Genomic DNA, 16,630 nt, shown 5'->3' with positions numbered 1-16,630 from the left:
GCTGACGGCTCGTCACCTCGGTGCCAAGTCGGTCCACTTCGCGTCGAGCAGCGCTGCCGGACGCTCACCATTGGCGGCCCGGAACTCCTCAAGGGCGTGCCGGTTGTGCGTGCGGACCGCCTGCGACCAGCCGGCCTCGCCGCCGGCCGAAGGCTCGACCAGCGCCCACTTCGGCTCGATGTCCATGCCCCGCAGCACCTTCGCGTGCAGCGCGTTCACACCGAAGTCGATCCTGCTGCCGCCGCGCCGCGCCGCTTGCTCGATGGGCAGGTAGTAGCCCAGGTTGAAGTAGAGCGCGGTCTTGCGCGCCACCTCGTAGTCCAGGCCGAGCCAGGGCACGATCCACTGCGAACCGTGGACGAACCCGCTCACCGCGCCGACCAGGCGCCCCTCGTCGCGGCAGACCAGCACCAGAGTGTCCTCGCCGAACAGCCGCGCCTGGGCTTCCAGGTTCCCGTGGATGACCGCCGGGTCGATCGGCGGATACCCGTGGTGCTCATAGGTCGCGACGATGAGCCGCGCGATCTCGTCGAAGTCGCCGGGCACGTCGGCCGGACCCCAGGAGAGCCCGCTGTCACGGAAGATGCGGCGCTCGCGGCCGACCTCCGTACGCCGGTGCGCGGAGAGCGAGCGGAGATAGCCGTCGAACGTGGGGGAGGACAGCTCCAGGGTCGCGACGGTGCTCAGCAGTCCGGCCGACGGGTGCCCGTAGCCCGCCGCCGTCAGTTCGTCGAGCCGTGCCCGCGGCACGCACAGGAACGCCGTGTGGTCGGCCCCCAGCGAGCGGGCCAGGGAACGGAACTCGCCCACCATGGCCCTGGCCAGTGCCGCCCGCTCCCGCGACGGCACGTCGGGCCGGATGAGCAAGCCGTCGTTGTGGTAGCCGTACGCCGACCCGCCCAGCACGGACAGGCCCGCGGGCACCCCGGCGTCGGCGTGGATGACGTGCGTCAGCGTGAACGGCCGCGGCATCACGTCCGGGCCGCCCGCGTACGTGGGCAGCGCGGCGACCAGCCGCCCGTCCCCGTCGTGCCACAGCAGGTAGCGGACGCTCGCCGTGAGCCGCTCCTCGAGGAACCGCTGCCAGCGGTGGCAGGCGAAGAACGACGCTTCGGCGGTCACCGCGTCCCACGCCTCGGGCGCGATCTCGTCGACGGACTCCACCGCCGTGCACGTCGTGTCCGGGAGGGAGGAGGTCGTCTCGGTGTCGGGGTCCACGGTGCCGCCCTTCGTACGCGTCGGCCCAACGGCCCTTATGGATCAGTCGAATTGGCGCTTGCCGTGCGCTAGGGTGTCACACCGTGGCGGTTCGGAATCTCACTGGAGGCCCGCAGGGCGAGTCCGGCGACCACCGCGCCAGAAACCTCACGCTGTGGCTCTCCGGCGTCAGCCTCTCCCTCTTCGGCGACTGCGCGCTCTGGCTGGTCGCGGGCCTGTGGGTGAAGACCCTGACGGGGAGCGACGCGGCGGCCGGCCTGACGTTCCTCGCCTACCTGGCTCCCGGAATGCTCGCCCCTCTGCTCGGCATCGTCGTGGACCGGGTACGGCGCCGGCGGCTGCTGATCGCGATCAACCTGGTGATGGCCCCCACGATGTGCCTGGCACTGCTCGCCCACACGAAGTCCGACGTGTGGCTGATCTACGCCGTCCTGCTGCTCTCCGGGCTCGGCTCCAGCCTGCACGCCTCGGCCGGCAGCGCGATGCTGCCCAGGCTCGCCGGACCGGAGGGGCTCGGCCGGGCCAACGCGAAGCTGCGCACCCTCAAGGAGGCCGCCCGGCTGTGCGCGCCGGCCCTCGGCACGGCCCTGTTCGCCACGTGGGGAGCGGCCTCCGTCGTGGTGATCGACGCGGCGACCTACCTGGTCGCGGCCGTGTGCGTCTGCCTGGTGCGGGTCGAGGACCCCAAGCCGCAGTACGAGCGGGGCGAGCCGGTGCTGCGTCAGATGAGCGCGGGCGTGCGCTTCATGTGGCAGTGCCTGCCGCTGCGCGAGACGGCGCTCAGCCTGGTCGGGGTGCTCGCCGTCTTCGGACTCGTCCAGCCGGCCGTGTTCGCCCTGGTCTCCCACGGCCTGCACCTGTCGGTGACGTTCGTGGGCGTGCTCAGCACCTGCCAGGCGGCCGGGGCCATCGTCGGCGGGATCGTCACCGTCAAGGTCGTGGACCGGCTCGGCGCCCGGCGCCTGCTGCTGTGCGGGCTGCTCCTCTACCTCGTCGGATTCGCGGCGCTGCTCATCCCCGCCCCGGCCGGTGCGGTCGCCGGGTTCATCGTGATCGGGGGCGGTGTGGCGCCGGTCGTCGTGGGCTTCTACACCCAGGTGCAGAGCCTGTCGCCGGACGCGATGCTCGGCCGGGTGTCCTCGGTCGCGGACTCGATCATCAGCCTTCCGCAGACCCTGTTCATCGCGCTCGGCTCCGCCACGATCGCGGCGGTCGGCTACCGGTCGATGCTGCTCTTCATGGTGGCCGTGATGGCCCTGTCGACGTGGTTCTACGCCGTCCGGCTGCGTGCCACGCCGACGCCTGCGGTCCTGGCCCCGCGCCCCGCGCAAGGCGCCGCACAGCCTTAGCGGCAGCGGGCACGCCGGAGCGCGGAGGCCGCCTCGGGTCGCCAACTTCCTTTGCCGAGAACCTATTTCGGCCTGTTGCCCGCAGGACCGATGTTGGGCAGGATGGCCATCGCGGGGAGCAAGGCCCGATGAGAGCCGTCCTTCACTTCGTGTGCCGACGGCTGAACCACAACGGGGGGCAAGCGCACGTGTCATCGTCCGTGGCCAGGTCCGATCGAGCCGCCGAGCGGGCACGTGCCGCAGCCACCACCGCCACGGCGCCCGCGCGGCCGCGTCCCCGCCCCCACTTCCGAACCGCCCGGCTACCGGTCCGGTACCGACGCGGGGTGACGGCACGCGGGTGACCGATCTTCCGGACCCGGCCGCTCCGGCACTCCCCGACGAGAGATGGAGGTACCACCGATGGCAGGTGAGTCAGGGCTCGGCGGCACGACGGCGGACGTGGTGGGGATCGGTTTCGGCCCCGCGAACCTTGCGTTGGCCATCGCCCTCCAGGAGCGCTCGGACGCCGGTGCCCTGCGGGCCCGGTTCTTCGAGAGGCAGGCCGAGTTCGGCTGGCACCGGGGCATGCTGATCGACGGCGCGACGATGCAGGTGCCGTTCCTCAAGGACCTCGCCACACCGCGCAACCCCGTCAGCCGGTTCGGATTCCTGTCGTATCTGCACGCGAGGGAACGCATGATGGACTTCCTCAACCGGAACTCCTTCTTTCCGCTGCGCACCGAGTTCCACGACTACCTCGCGTGGGCCGCCGACCAGTTCGCCGACCAGGTGGACTACGGATGCGAGGCGGTCGAGCTGCGGCCGGTGAAGGACCGGGACGGCGTCATCCGCTCCGTGGACGTGGTCGTCGCGCGGCAGGGCGTGCTGTCCACGGTGCGGACCCGTGCCGTGGTCCTCGCCTCCGGCCTCGAGCCGGTCCTGCCGAGCGGCGTCGACGCCGGGGACCGCGTCTGGCACAGCTCGGAGCTCCTGTTCCGGGCGGAGAAGGCCGCGACCGGCGAGCCCCTGGCCTTCGTCGTGGTCGGCGCCGGTCAGAGCGCCGCCGAGGCGGTCGGCTTCCTCCACGACCGGTTCCCGCGGGCCGAGGTGCACGCGGTGTTCGCGCGGTACGGCTTCAGCGTCGCCGACAGCAGCTCGTTCGCCAACCAGGTCTTCGACCCGGTGGCCCTCGACCAGTACTTCGGCGCGCCGCCCGAGGTCAAGGAGATGCTGTTCGACTACCACGCCAACACCAACTACTCGGTGGTCGACGACGACTTGATCCGAGACCTGTACGACCGGGTGTACCGCGAGGGACTGAGGGGCGAGCGGCGTCTGCACGTCCACCGGGTGTCCCGCGTCCGGGGCCACGCGGCCGGCTCCGACGGCATCAGCGTCGACATCGAGTTCCTGCCGACCGGCGCGGTCACCAGCGTCGGAGCCGAAGCGATCGTCTACGCCACCGGCTACCGGCCCGGCGACCCGCTGGCGCTGCTCGGTGAACTCGGTGACGGCTGCCTGCGGGACGAACAAGGCCGATTGCGGGTCGGCCGCGACTACCGGATACAGACCGCCGACGACCTGGAGGCCGGGATATACCTCCAGGGCTCCACCGAGCACAGTCACGGCATCTCCTCCAGCCTGCTGTCCAACACCGCCGTCCGTGCGGGGGAGATAGCCGAGGCGCTGGGGGCCCGCCGGTGACCGGGCGCATCGACCGCATCGACCACATCGGCGTGGTCTGCCTGTCCCTGGACGAGGCCGTGGAGTTCTACCGCTCCACCTACGGGTTCGAGCTGCGCCACGTCGAGGTCATCGAGAGCCAGGGAGTGCGCGAGGCGGTGATGGCGATCGGCACCGCGGCCGACGACCGGGCCCCTTACGTACAGCTCCTGCAGCCGACACGTCAGGACTCCGCGGTGTCCCGGTGGCTGGAGAGGCGGGGGCCGGGCCTGCACCACATCGCCTTCGGCACCGACGACGTGCGCACGGCGGCCGCCTGTCTCGAGGAACGCGGCGTCGTGCCGGTCATCGACCCGCCGGGCACCGGGTCGCGCGGGACGCAGGTGACCTTCCTGCACCCGCGCGACTGTCTGGGCGTACTGACCGAGCTGGTGGCACCCCCGCAGGACCGGGCCGCATCCGACGCCGCCCCGGCGCGGCACTGAGAGGGGGCGCGGCACCATGTACGTTCCGGACGTCTACCGTGTCGAAGGCGACGAGTGGCCGCGCCGCGTCATCGCCGAGCACGCCCTGGCGACCCTCACCACCAACGGGCCCGAGTTCCCGCACGCCACCCACCTGCCGTCGCTGCTCGCCCCGGGCACCCCGGGCGACGCGCCGCTGGTCGGCGCGGAACTCCTCGGCCACATGAACCGGGCCAACCCGCACTGGCGCGCGCTGGCCCCGGGCGCCCCGGCCCTGATGGTGTTCCAAGGGCCCGGCGCCTACGTCACCCCGGCCGTCTACCACGTCGAACCCGCCGCGCCCACCTGGGACTTCGTCTCCGTCCACGTCCGGGGCCGGCTGCGTCCGGTCCAGGACCGCGAGGAGACGCTCCGGATCATCCTGGCGACCGTGGCACACCTGGAGGGGACCGTCGGCGACACGTGGGACCCGACCCCGTCCCTCGGTTACTTCCGCCGGATCCTGCCCGGCGTCGGCGCCTTCCGGCTGGAGATCCAAGCCGTGGACGCGATGTTCAAGCTGAGCCAGGAGAAGGACGACGAAGTGCGGCAACGGGTCGTCGACCGCTTCGAGGACGGCGACGGCCGCCATCGGGGACTGGCCGAGCTGATCCGCGTACACGGTGGAGATGCCTGCGGGCGGGAGGCGCAGATATGACGGACCACGCGACCACGGCCGTGCTGTGGGGCGGTGACGCCGACCCGACCTGCCTGTTCACCGCGTTCTTGGAGACCGTCGCACAGCGGCCGGACGCGCGCGCGGTGGACGACGGCAGCGTCGGGGTGTCGTACGCGGAACTCCTGCGCTGGGCCCGGAGCATCGCCGTCCTCCTCGACGAGCACGGCGTGGCGCCCGGCGACCCGGTCGCCGTCACGGGGCGGCGCGGCGCGGCCGTCGTCGCGGCGATGCTCGGCGTCACCCTGCACGGCGCGGTCTACGTGCCCCTCGACCCCGAGTATCCGGCGCCCCGGCTCCAGCACATGCTGGGGGACAGCGGCGCCAAGGTCCTCCTGCACGAGGGGCCCGCCGCCGCCCTGGACAGCGCGTCTGCGGCGGTGGAGATACCGGCCCTCGGCGAACTCCCGGCCCCGGACGGCCTCCTGGCCGCCCGGCGCCCCGCCGCGTGCCGGCCCGACACCGCCTTCTACGTCATCTACACCTCCGGCAGCACCGGCTGGCCCAAGGGCGTCGCGATCCCGCACAGCTGCCTGGACAACATGGTCCAGTGGCAGGCCACGCACTCGCCCCGGCCCGACCTGCGCACCGCCCAGTTCGCCCCGCTGAACTTCGACGTCTTCTTCCAGGAGGTGCTCGGCACCCTGCGCGGCGGCGGCACGGTGGTGATCGCCCCGGAACGGCTGCGCCGGGATCCGGTCGGGCTGCTGGACTGGCTGGTCGAGGAGCGGATCGAGCGGCTCTTCCTGCCCTTCGTCGCCCTGCAGATGCTGGCGACCGTGGCGGGCGCGACCCCGGACCTCGGCGGTGTCCGGCTCGCCGAGGTCAACACCGCGGGCGAGCAGCTGGTGGCGACCGAGCAGATACGGGAGATGTTCCGGCGGCTGCCGGGCGCCCGGCTGGTCAACCACTACGGCCAGAGCGAGTCCGCGATGGTCTCCTCGCACATCCTTCCCGCCGACCCCGGGCAGTGGCCGGCGACACCGCCGATCGGCGTCCCGCTCCCGGGCTGCGAGCTGCTCGTCGACCCCGAGTCCGCGGACGACCCGACGGTCGGTGAACTCCTCGTCGCCGGCCTTCCGGTGTCCCTCGGCTACCTGCACCAACCCGAGCTGACCGCACGGCGGTTCACCACGGTACCGCCCACGCCGCACGGCCACACCCGGACGTTCCGCACCGGCGACCTGGTGCGACTCCGGGACGGCGTCGTGCGGTTCCTGTCCCGCATGGACGACGACGTCAAGATCCGTGGCTACCGCGTGAACCTGACCGAGGTCGACGTGCACCTGCTCGGCCGCCCCGGCGTCGGGGCCGCGGCCTGCGTCGCCATGGAGACCGCCGGCGGAACGCGTGTCCTGCGCGCCGCCGTGACCGCCGACGCCGACGGCCCGCCACCCGACGTGGCCGCCGCCCTGGACCGCCTGCGCGAGGTGCTGCCCGAGGCGTCGGTGCCGCTGTCCATCACCGTGCTGAGCGACCTGCCGCGCACACCGAGCGGGAAGACCGACCGGGACGCCGTGGCCGAGCTGATCGCCGCGGACGTCCACCACCGCTGAGAGGGGACGGAACCAGTATGGACGCGCTTGCCGAAGCCGTGGTCAACGGTGCGCCCGGGCACGAACTCGAGCGCATACCCGTTCCCGACGACTACGTCGCGGTGCACACCCGCGCCGAGGACGCGGGCATCTTCCAGGGCGCCGAGGACAAGGACGTGCGCCGCTCGCTGCGGGTCGGCGCGGTGCCGATGCCCCGGCTCGCCCCGGACGAGGTGCTGATCGCCGTGATGGCCAGCGGCATCAACTACAACACCGTGTGGTCCGCCACCTTCGACCCGGTGCCGAGCTTCGCGTTCCTCAAGCAGTACGCGCGGCAGGGCGGGGACGCGGCCCGGCACGACCAGCCGTTCCACGTGCTCGGCTCGGACGCGGCCGGTGTCGTGGTGCGTACCGGCGCGGGGGTCCGCCGCTGGGCGGTCGGCGACCACGTGGTGGTGGCGACCGCGCACGTCGACCACGAGGAGCCCGCCACCCACGGGGACGCCATGCTCGGAGGGGAGCAGCGCGCCTGGGGATTCGAGACGAACTTCGGCGGCCTGGCGCAGTACGCCGTGGCCCGCGCCAGCCAGCTGATCCCCAAGGCCGGGCACCTGACGTGGGAGGAGGCCGCGAGCGTCCCGCTGTGCGCGGGCACCGCCTATCGCATGCTGGTCAGTGACAACGGCGCCCGCATCAAGCAGGGCGACGTCGTCCTCATCTGGGGCGCGGCAGGCGGCCTCGGCGCCTACGCGGCGCAGTTCGTCCGCAACGGCGGCGGCATCGCCGTCGGCGTGGTCAGCTCCGACGAGAAGGCGGAGAGCGCCCTGCGGATGGGCTGCGACCATGTCATCGACCGGCGGGAACTGGACCTCGACGAAGGCCCCGCGGTGGCCGGCAAGCAGCTCGGCAAGCGCATCCGGCAGGCGGTCGGCGAGGACCCGCACGTCGTGTTCGAGCACGTCGGCCGGGCCACCTTCGGCACCTCGGTCTTCGTCGCCCGGCGCGGCGGCACCGTCGTCACCTGCGGCTCCAGCACCGGATACCAGCACGAGTTCGACAACCGGTACCTGTGGATGCGGCTGAAGCGGGTGATCGGCAGCCACGGCGCGAACCTCGAAGAGCAGTCGCAGGTCAACCGGCTCGTCTCGCTGGGGCGGATCAAGCCGGCCCTGTCGGTGACGTATCCGCTGGCCGAGGCTCCGCAGGCCGCCCGTCTGGTGCAGGACAACGAGCACATCGGCAAGGTCGGCGTCCTGGGCCTCGCGCCGGAGGAAGGGCTCGGCGTCACCGACCCGATCCTGCGCAAGGGACTCGGCGAGGCGAACATCACCCCGCTGCACCGCTGAGCGGACCCGAAAGGAGCGGTCATGGCACGGCCCGGCGAGTACCCGTATGACGCGGGCATCCATCCGACCGGCTACACCACCAAGCTGTGGACCATGCGGCAGCTCGCCGGTCTGGCCAGCGCGGCCTCCACCAACGAACGGTTCCACTACCTGCTGGACCTCGGCGAGACCGGGCTTTCGCTGGCCTTCGACCTGCCCACGCAGCTGGGCCTTGACCCCGACGACCCGATGGCCGACGGGGAGGTCGGCCGTACCGGCGTCTCGATCGCCACCGTCGACGACCTCGCCGCGGTCTTCAAGGGGATCCCGCTCGACGACGTCTCGGTGTCGATGACCATCAACGCCACCGCGCCGATGCTGCTCGCGATGTGGGTGGTGGTGGCCGAGGAGTCGGGCGTCGATCCGGCCCGGCTGCGCGGCACGCTTCAGAACGAGATGCCCAAGGAGTTCCTGGCCCGCAAGGCCGTCGTCTACGACCTCGACACCAGCATGCGCTACTCGCTTGACGTGATGGAGCACTGCGTCCGGCACCTGCCCCGGGTCAACCCCGTATCGCTCTCCGGCGGGCACGCGCGTGAGGCCGGGGCGAGCAGGCCGCTGGAGATCGCGTGCGGGATCGCCGACGCGGAGACGTACCTCCAGGGCATGATCGAGCGCGGACTGGACGCGGACGAGGTGGCCCGCCGCTTCACCTTCATCTTCGGCGCGCACATGGAACTCCTCGCCGAGGCAGCCAAGTTCCGCGTCGCGCGGTCGATGTACGCCAGGCGGCTGCGGGAGCGCTGGGGCGTCACCGACGAGCGGGCGATGCGGATGCGGGTCCAGGTCAACACCTTCGGCTCGGTGCTCGCGCATCAGGAGCCGCTCAACAACGTGATCCGGGCGACGATCCAGGCGCTCGCCGCGGTGCTGGGCGGCGTGCAGTCGCTGCACGTGTGCAGCTTCGACGAGGCGTACCAGACGCCGGGGGAGCTGGGCGCGCGGATCGCGCTGCGCACTCATCAGATCCTGGCGGAGGAGACCGATGTGGCCCGCTATGTCGATCCCCTGGGGGGATCGGAGGCGGTGGACGCCCTCGTCGCCGGGATGACCGCCGAGGTCGAGGACTGGCTCGACCGGATCGAGGAGCATGACGGCATGCTGGGGAGCATCCGCAGCGGCTGGCTCGAGTCCGAGATCGACGAGCTGGCCCACCGCGACCCCGGACCCCGGGTGGGCGTCGGGGACCGGATGTACTCCGAGACCGAGCAGGAGGTCCTGCGCCGCGAGCGCCACGCCACGCCCGACTCAGTCCAGCGCGAGGTCGAACGTCCCAGCTGTGCGCCGGAGTTGGCGGCGGTGCGGGAGGCGGCCCGGGGCGGCGCCAACGTCCTGCCCGCCCTGATCGAAGCCGCCCGGGCCCGCGCGACCATCGGCCAGCTCCGCACCGCGCTCACCCCTCCACCCTCCTGACCCCGCGAAAGACGATCCGCTCATTCCCGCCGTGACCAAGGACGATGGAGGTGGAGGCCGTGTCCGAGACTCCGGCCCGCCTGGCAGGACTTCCGTTGCGGCGGGAGTGCCCGTTGGCGCCGCCCGCACCGCTCGCGCGGCTCCGGGAGCAGCGCCCGCTGATCCCCATGACGTACCCGGACGGTCACGACGGCTGGCTGGTGACCAGCTATGACCTGGCCAGAGCCGTCCTGGGCGACCTCCGCTTCAGCAACCGCAACGAGCTGCGGCACTATCCCGTACAACTGCCGCGAGCTGGGGGGAAGTCGTCCCGCACCCCGCCGGGCATGTTCAGCCGCATGGACCCGCCGGACCACACCCGCTACCGGCGGCTGCTGGCCCCGTACTTCAACGTGCGGCGCATCCGGCTGCTCGCGCCGCGCGTCACCGGGATCGTCGGGCAGTTGCTGGACCGGATGGCCGAGCAGGGGCCGCCCGCCGACCTCGTCGAGATGCTGGCGCTGCCGATGCCCTCGCGGGTCATCTGCGAACTGCTCGGCGTTCCCTACGAGGACCACGAACGCTTCCAGCAGGACAGCGCGACCCTGTTCGATCTGACGGCGGAGGTCGGGGCATCGAGCCTGGCCTGGGCATCCCTCTACGACCGGCTGCGCCGACTCGTCCTGGTCAAGCGTGCCGCGCCCGATGACGATCTGCTCAGCTACCTGACCGGGTGCGACCTGAGCGACGAGGAAGTGACGTTCATGGGGATCACCCTGCTGGTCGCCGGGCACGAGACGACCGCGAACATGCTGTCCCTCGGCGTCTTCGCCCTGCTCGAACACCCCGGTCAACTGGCCCGGCTCCGGGCGGAACCCGCGCTGATCGAGCACGCCGTCGAAGAACTCATGCGGCACCAGACCATCATTCACGCCGGGCCGACGCGCGCCGCCCTGGAGGACGTGGAGCTGGCCGGGGAGGTGATCAGGGCCGGGCAGGTGGTGACCGTGTCGCTGCCGGCGGCCAACCGCGACCCGCTCCGCTTCCCCGAGCCGGACGTGCTGGACATCTCGAACGCCGCCGCCCAGGGGCAGTTGGGCTTCGGCTTCGGCATCCACCAGTGCACGGGGCAGCAGTTGGCGCGGCTGGAGATGAGCATCGCCCTGAGTGAACTGCTCCAGCGGTTTCCCACGGTCCGCCTCGCCCGGCCGGCGCGGGAGATTCGCACACGGGACACGATGACCATCTACGGCGTCCACAGCCTGCCGCTCACCTGGGACGGCGAGGAGGGCTGAGCCCGGGACAGCGGGGCTCAGCCCCGGGAGCGGGCCGGGTGAGTCCGGACAGCGGGGCTCACGTTCGGGAGTGAGCCCCGCCAACCCCCTTCCAGACAGCGCCAGTTGGCGCTCACCGGCCGGTTCCGGGGCCGGCGCCGCAGGCCCACGCCTAGCCCCGGGCGAAGACTCCCGGCGGGAAGGCCCCTGCGGAGCGGGCCCGGCCGGTCAGCCGTCCTCCGATCTCCGTCAGATGCTCGACCCCGGCCTCGCCGAGATGCTCGTAGGGCGCTGCGGCGAGCCGGTCGGTCATCTCCTCCACCTCACGGCGCAGTTCGACGCCGCGCGGGGTGAGGGCCCCCTCGGCGTCGAGCAGGCCGCGGACGCGCAGCCGTTCCTCGGCCGCGTCCCACTCCTGCCTGCTCCAGCCCCGGCTGGCGCAGGCGAACTCCGGTGTGAAGCCGTTGCCGGTCGCGGTGTGGCTGACCAGCGCCTCCAGGCCGTCGAGCCCCGCCGCCGACAGGGCCACCAGGTGTCCGTCGCCGCGGTGCTCGCGCAGCAGGGTGATGAAGTACCACAGCGCCAGATGGGGCCGCTCCGGCCTGGGCAGCGCGGCGTGCGCCGCGTACAGGGGGCGGCCCGCGACGCCGCACGCCTCGGCGGCCGTGGCGGCGAGCCCGGCGGCTTCGGACACTTCGGGGTCCTCGGCGATGTCCTCGCCCAGGAGGCGTCGCAAGGATCCGTCCGCCGCGGCCAGCCGGGCGCCCAGCACCGCATCGGGTGAGGCCAGCTCCCAGGCACGCGGCAGGTGACGGGCCACGAGCCCCGGGTCGAAGTTGTAGAACGTGGCGGCGACCACGCCCGCTCCGACGGCCCCCATCGCCGCCGCGCGCCCCGCGAAATAGGCCATTCGGCCCGCCTCAAGACCGACGGCGGTGAACTCTCTCTCGGCCTCGGGGGCGAAGTAGATCTGGGAGTGCAACGGATTGAGGGAGTCGTGGCAACGCTTGCCAGGTCGCGGCAGAGAGCTCATCTGCGCACCCTAACGGCATGCCCTCCAATCGGAGCGGGCCTCGGCGGCGGACCCAGGTCGCTTCGGGCCCGCTGTCCTGGCCACCGCCGGCCGCTGTGATGCGGCACTCAGTCGGTTTGATCACGCGGAGATCGGCAACCAGAAAGATGCACAGTGCAAATAGTGGGCACCGAGACCGTCCCTGACACGGACCACGCCGAGCGGCTGATGGCGGCCGATCCGTCCCCGTGACAGCCGGACGGGAGCGCCCACGCCTCCCTCGTCCCGCGTCGGGCGGTCTCCGGCCCCTCGCGCGGTCTTCGCCTCCATGCTCCGAGTTCCACCACCGACCCGAGAAGAGGACGCCCGATGACCCAGCAGACCGCTTCCGCAGACCACGGCGCGCATCCCGTACGCGTTCACGCGGCGGACCCGGGTGCCGTGGAGGCCGACTTCTACGACATCAAGGACCTGCTCGAACCGGACGACCGCAAGCGGCTGGACACCGTACGCGACTGGATGCTCGACAACGTCCGCCCCGTCGTCAATGACCAGTGGGCGAAGGCCGAGTTCCCCCGCCAACTGATCGCGGGGCTGCGTGATCTGGACATTGCCGGGATCCAGTTCGACGGGTACGGATGCCCGGGCCGGGGCTCCCTGGTCGCCGGCATGATCAGCATGGAGATCGCCCGCGTCGACCCCTCCTTCGCCACCTTCTTCGGCGTCCACAGCGGGCTGGGCATCGCCACGATCATGCTGTGCGGCTCCGAGGAGCAGAAGCGGCGCTGGATCCCCGAACTGGTCCAGTGGAAGAAGATCGCCGCCTTCGCCCTCACCGAACCCGACGTGGGCTCCGGCGCCTCGCGCGGTCTGACGACCACGGCCCGTCGCGAGGGCGACACCTGGATCCTCAACGGCCGCAAGAAGTGGATCGGCAACGCCACCTTCGCGGACCTCGTCGTGGTCTGGGCCAAGGACGAGGCCGACGACCAGGTCAAGGGCTTCGTCGTGCACAAGGACGCGGCCGGCTTCACGCCCGAGAAGATCGAGGGCAAGGTGTCCCTGCGCATGGTGCAGAACGCCGAGATCGGCCTCGACCACGTCCGTGTCCCCGAAGCCGACCGCCTCCAGGAGGCCCACTCCTTCAAGGACACCGCCCGGGTGCTGCGCACCACCCGCCTGGGAGTGTCCTGGAACGCGCTCGGCTGTGCGATGGGTGCCTACGAGGCCGCTCGGCAGTACGCGCTGGACCGCGAACAGTTCGGCAAGCCCATCGGCGCCTTCCAGCTCGTCCAGGACAAGCTCGCCCAGATGCTCGCCAACATCACCGCCTGCCAGACGCTCAACGTACGGGCCGCCCAGCTGCAGAACGAAGGCCGGCTGACCGACCAACAGGCCTCGCTGGCAAAGATGTTCAGCACCACCCGTACCCGCGAGACGGTGTCCTGGGCCCGCGAACTCCTGGGCGGCAACGGCATTCTCCTCGAACACGACGTCGCCCGGTTCTGGGCGGACGCCGAGGCCCTCTACTCCTACGAGGGCACCCGCGAAATGAACTCGCTGATCGTCGGCCGCGCCGCGACCGGAATCAGCGCCTTCGTCTAAACACCGCCCAGAGGCAACCAGGACCACAGCGCCCAAGGCCAGAGGCACCCAAGACCAGAGGTGCCCAAGACCAGAGGCATCCAAGGCCAGAGGCACCCAAGAAGGGACCGCACCACATGACCGGCACCACACCCGACCGGGCCACCGGCAGCACGGCGAACACGGACGGCGCGACGCCGGGCCCCCTGGACGGCATCCGCGTCGTGGATCTGGCCAGTGTCGTCATGGGCCCCTACGCCGCACGGATCCTCGGTGACCTCGGCGCCGAAGTCGTCAAGATCGAACCACCGACGGGCGACGTGATGCGCCAGCTCCACAAGCGCCGCGAGAACGGGCTCGGCGCCCTGATGCTCAACCTCAACCGCAACAAGCGCTCGGCCGCCCTGGACCTGAAGAGCCCGGCGGGACACCGGGCGGCGCTCGACATCATCGCCGACGCCGACGTCCTCATCACCAACATGCGGCCGCGCGCGCTCAAGAAGCTCGGCCTGACCTACGACGATCTGGCCGAGGCCAACCCCCGCCTGGTGTACTGCCAGGCCGCCGGATTCCGCGCCGACAGCCGCTATGCCGACCGGGCCGCCTACGACGAGGTCATCCAGTCCACCTCCGGCATGGTGGACCTGATGCGCCGCGCCACCGGCAAACCCTCCTACGTCCCCACCGTCCTCGCGGACAAGGTCTGCGGCCTCGCCATCGTCCAGGGCGTCATGGCGGCACTGCTGGCCCGGGTGCGCACCGGCCGGGGCCAGCGGGTCGAAGTGCCCATGGCCGACACGATGTTCGCCTTCACCCTCCTGGAACACATCGGAGGACGCGCCTTCGAGCCGCCGCACGGAGACGTCGGCTTTCCCCGCTCCCTGGCACCGGGCCACGAAGCGCTGCCCACCAAGGACGGATACGCCTGCATCCTGCCGTACTCCATCGCCAACGTGCGCGCCTTCTTCACCGAGGTCGGCCGTGCGGACCTCCACGACGACCCGCGCTTCGCCGACCGCGCGAGCATGAGCCTGCACATCGGCGAACTCTACGAACTCATCGGACAGCACACGCCCGAGCGCACCACGCGGGAGTGGGAGAGCTTCTGCGCGGACGCCAGCATCCCCTTCGCACCCGTCCTCGACCTGGATCGGGCCGGCGAGCACGAGTACTGGGCCGAGGGCGGCATGCTCGCCGTCACCGATCACCCCACCGAGGGGCTCTACCGACTCATCGGCAGCCCACTGGCCTTCTCCGACACCCCCACCTCGCTGCGACGCCACTGCCCCGAACTCGGCCAGCACACCGACGAAGTGCTGACGGAACTCGGCTACACAGACGAGCAGTTGGCCGCCGTGCGGACTCGGGGCGCGGGTGCGTAGACCAGGGTGACGGCGCCCTCCGCCCGGCCGGCGCCGCCCGTGGCGTGCGTGCCCATGCTCACGTCCATGGGCCGCTCCGACGAGCCCGCGCTGTCCGACCCCGCCCCTACCGTGGGGACATGACCGATCGTGTGCCACTGCCGCCCGCCCTCCATCCGCTGTTCCCGGACGGCACCGCCGAGCAGTCCTCCCTGTCGACTTCGCTGCCGCCGGGCCGCCTGATCGTCCCCGCGACATCCGAGGGCGAAGCCCCGGTCATGTGGCTGAGCGACGGGCCGGCGCCGGCCGGGCTCTGGGAGCAGCTCCAGGGGGAGCACCCGCGATCGGGGCTGTGGCCCCTGCTCCTGAAGCACCCGGTGGGCGAGCCGGCCTTCCGCCCCTGGGCCACGGGTGAACTCGACCCGGACCAGACGTCCTTGCCCGTCCGGCGCGACCCTTCCGCCGTTCTGCGCGACTGGTGGAACTCGTCGGCCGTGGCCCGCCCCGACGACCCGCAGGACGTGGCGGACCGGCTGCTGATGCTTGAGCCGTACGGCTCCGACTGGCCGGGCCTCGCCCCTTGCCCGAGCCCGGCGCGGGAGGACGGTCCGGGCGCGGCCGCGGCCGCTGCGGCCGGCTGGCTGCTGCACCATGACCCCGGGCTGCGGATCGGCCTCGTCCGCGCGGCCGGTGGCGCCGAGGCACTCACCCGCTGCGGCTGGACCGGCGCGAGCAACCACGCGGGCACCGGCGAGATCGCGGCCGTCCTCCGCGACTGGGAGCGGCGCCACGGCGCCCGGCTCGTCGAACTCGGCTTCAGGGGACTGCGGTTGAGCGTGCCCGCCCGGCCTGCCGACCTGGACGAGGCCCTGCCGCTGGCGGCCGAGCACGTCGCGTTCTGTCCCGACAACGTCCTGCGGGGCACCGAGAGCCTGACCGACTACGCGGAGGAACTCGTCCTGGAGAAGTGCTGGTCGTTCTGGTGGGCCTGACCGCACACGGCGCGGCCGTCGAACGCCGGGTCAGGCGTGCAGGGCGTTGATCGCGTCCTCGACGGTGGGCTGGAAGTTGAAGAGCTGATCGAGGCCGATGATGCGGAAGACATGCATCAGGTCGGGGTTGACGCCGACGAGGGACAGGGGGGCGCCGGCCGCGCGCGCCCGCCGGTCCGCGCCGATCAGCACGGTGATGCCGGTGGAGTCGCAGTAGGTGAGGCCGGAGAGGTCGATCAGTACGGGGACCTCGGGGCCGAAGGGGGTCTCCTGGATGACCCGGGTGAGCTCCGGCGCCGTGTGATGGTCGAGTTCACCGGATGCGGCCACCACCGTGGCCCCCCGGGAGTGGGTGTGTCGGGTGGCGGTCAGAGTGGGGTCGGTCACCGGTTCTCCTGAGCGGGTGGGGGCGTGCGGTGGGGCGGGACGGGCAGGGCGAGCAGTGCGGTGCCGTCGCTCACTCCGGTACCCAGATCGGTGAGGAGTTTGTACACCGTGGCCGGCGGACTGTCGGCGCCCCGGGTCGCGTCGGCGGACAGATGGCCGGTGAGCCCCTCCTCGCCGAGCGTGCTGCCGTCCGCGGTCCGCGCCCCGATGAGCCCGTCGGTGCCACCCCGCCCCTCCTGGTCGACCGTGCCTGTTGGTGCGAGGCGCGGCTGTCCTATTCTACGGATCACGTCAACG

At 71.8% G+C, this 16,630-nt stretch carries 15 protein-coding genes; 11 read left to right on the top strand and 4 right to left on the bottom strand.

The window, feature by feature from the left end:
* Positions 1–12: 12 nt before the first annotated feature.
* Positions 13–1,218 (bottom strand): GNAT family N-acetyltransferase, encoded by a 1,206-nt coding sequence (locus tag ACFYZA_RS28015; protein ID WP_388493370.1) that lies wholly within the window; start codon positions 1,216–1,218, stop codon positions 13–15.
* 83 nt (positions 1,219–1,301) lie between these two features.
* On the opposite strand from ACFYZA_RS28015, the gene ACFYZA_RS28010 reads away from it, so the two are divergent.
* From ACFYZA_RS28010 to ACFYZA_RS27975, 8 genes are all read left to right on the top strand, one after another.
* Positions 1,302–2,567: an MFS transporter gene (locus ACFYZA_RS28010; RefSeq protein WP_388493368.1), complete on the top strand. Its 1,266-nt coding sequence runs from the start codon at positions 1,302–1,304 to the stop codon at positions 2,565–2,567.
* Positions 2,568–2,969: 402 nt separating this feature from the next.
* Entirely contained in the window at positions 2,970–4,253 is a 1,284-nt protein-coding gene (locus ACFYZA_RS28005) for a lysine N(6)-hydroxylase/L-ornithine N(5)-oxygenase family protein (protein ID WP_388493366.1), read from the top strand.
* Positions 4,250–4,717, top strand: coding sequence for a methylmalonyl-CoA epimerase (mce, locus tag ACFYZA_RS28000; protein ID WP_388493365.1), 468 nt, complete (start codon positions 4,250–4,252; stop codon positions 4,715–4,717). Before ACFYZA_RS28005 ends, mce begins: the two co-directional genes overlap by 4 nt.
* A gap of 16 nt (positions 4,718–4,733) precedes the next feature.
* Positions 4,734–5,393: an FMN-binding negative transcriptional regulator gene (locus ACFYZA_RS27995; RefSeq protein WP_388493364.1), complete on the top strand. Its 660-nt coding sequence runs from the start codon at positions 4,734–4,736 to the stop codon at positions 5,391–5,393.
* Complete coding sequence (locus tag ACFYZA_RS27990) at positions 5,390–6,967, top strand: amino acid adenylation domain-containing protein (protein WP_388493362.1); 1,578 nt, start codon at positions 5,390–5,392, stop codon at positions 6,965–6,967. The genes ACFYZA_RS27995 and ACFYZA_RS27990 overlap by 4 nt, the downstream gene beginning before the upstream one ends.
* A 17-nt stretch (positions 6,968–6,984) precedes the next feature.
* On the top strand, positions 6,985–8,292 hold the full coding sequence (gene ccrA / locus ACFYZA_RS27985) for a crotonyl-CoA carboxylase/reductase (RefSeq protein ID WP_388493360.1): 1,308 nt from the start codon (positions 6,985–6,987) through the stop codon (positions 8,290–8,292).
* A 21-nt stretch (positions 8,293–8,313) separates the two neighbouring features.
* Positions 8,314–9,744, top strand: coding sequence for a methylmalonyl-CoA mutase family protein (locus tag ACFYZA_RS27980; RefSeq protein ID WP_388493358.1), 1,431 nt, complete (start codon positions 8,314–8,316; stop codon positions 9,742–9,744).
* A 59-nt stretch (positions 9,745–9,803) separates the two neighbouring features.
* Entirely contained in the window at positions 9,804–11,018 is a 1,215-nt protein-coding gene (locus tag ACFYZA_RS27975; protein WP_388493356.1) for a cytochrome P450, read from the top strand.
* Between the two features lie 151 nt (positions 11,019–11,169).
* Here the strand turns inward: ACFYZA_RS27975 and ACFYZA_RS27970 are convergent, their stop codons facing one another.
* Positions 11,170–12,030, bottom strand: coding sequence for a hypothetical protein (locus ACFYZA_RS27970; RefSeq protein WP_388493354.1), 861 nt, complete (start codon positions 12,028–12,030; stop codon positions 11,170–11,172).
* A 348-nt stretch (positions 12,031–12,378) separates the two neighbouring features.
* Between ACFYZA_RS27970 and ACFYZA_RS27965 the strand changes: the two genes are divergently transcribed.
* The 3 genes from ACFYZA_RS27965 to ACFYZA_RS27955 all read left to right on the top strand — a co-directional run bounded on the left by ACFYZA_RS27965 (position 12,379) and on the right by ACFYZA_RS27955 (position 15,946).
* Positions 12,379–13,614 (top strand): acyl-CoA dehydrogenase family protein, encoded by a 1,236-nt coding sequence (locus ACFYZA_RS27965; RefSeq protein ID WP_388493352.1) that lies wholly within the window; start codon positions 12,379–12,381, stop codon positions 13,612–13,614.
* Between the two features lie 116 nt (positions 13,615–13,730).
* A complete protein-coding gene (locus ACFYZA_RS27960; protein ID WP_382595908.1) occupies positions 13,731–14,975 on the top strand; it encodes a CaiB/BaiF CoA transferase family protein in 1,245 nt (414 codons plus the stop codon).
* Between the two features lie 119 nt (positions 14,976–15,094).
* Positions 15,095–15,946 carry a DUF4253 domain-containing protein gene (locus ACFYZA_RS27955; RefSeq protein WP_382595906.1) on the top strand — a complete coding sequence of 284 codons (852 nt, stop codon included), beginning with the start codon at positions 15,095–15,097 and terminating at the stop codon, positions 15,944–15,946.
* 30 nt (positions 15,947–15,976) lie between these two features.
* Here ACFYZA_RS27955 and ACFYZA_RS27950 read toward each other — a convergent pair whose 3' ends face one another.
* On the bottom strand, positions 15,977–16,333 hold the full coding sequence (locus ACFYZA_RS27950) for an STAS domain-containing protein (RefSeq protein ID WP_382595903.1): 357 nt from the start codon (positions 16,331–16,333) through the stop codon (positions 15,977–15,979).
* A complete protein-coding gene (locus ACFYZA_RS27945) occupies positions 16,330–16,623 on the bottom strand; it encodes a hypothetical protein (RefSeq protein WP_388493350.1) in 294 nt (97 codons plus the stop codon). The genes ACFYZA_RS27950 and ACFYZA_RS27945 overlap by 4 nt, the downstream gene beginning before the upstream one ends.
* Between the last annotated feature and the right edge of the window lie 7 nt (positions 16,624–16,630).

It is taken from the genome of Streptomyces sp. NPDC001828 (genome assembly GCF_042892175.1).
Taxonomy (GTDB): Bacteria; Actinomycetota; Actinomycetes; order Streptomycetales; family Streptomycetaceae; genus Streptomyces.
This window is presented reverse-complemented; position numbering and strand designations above follow the sequence as displayed.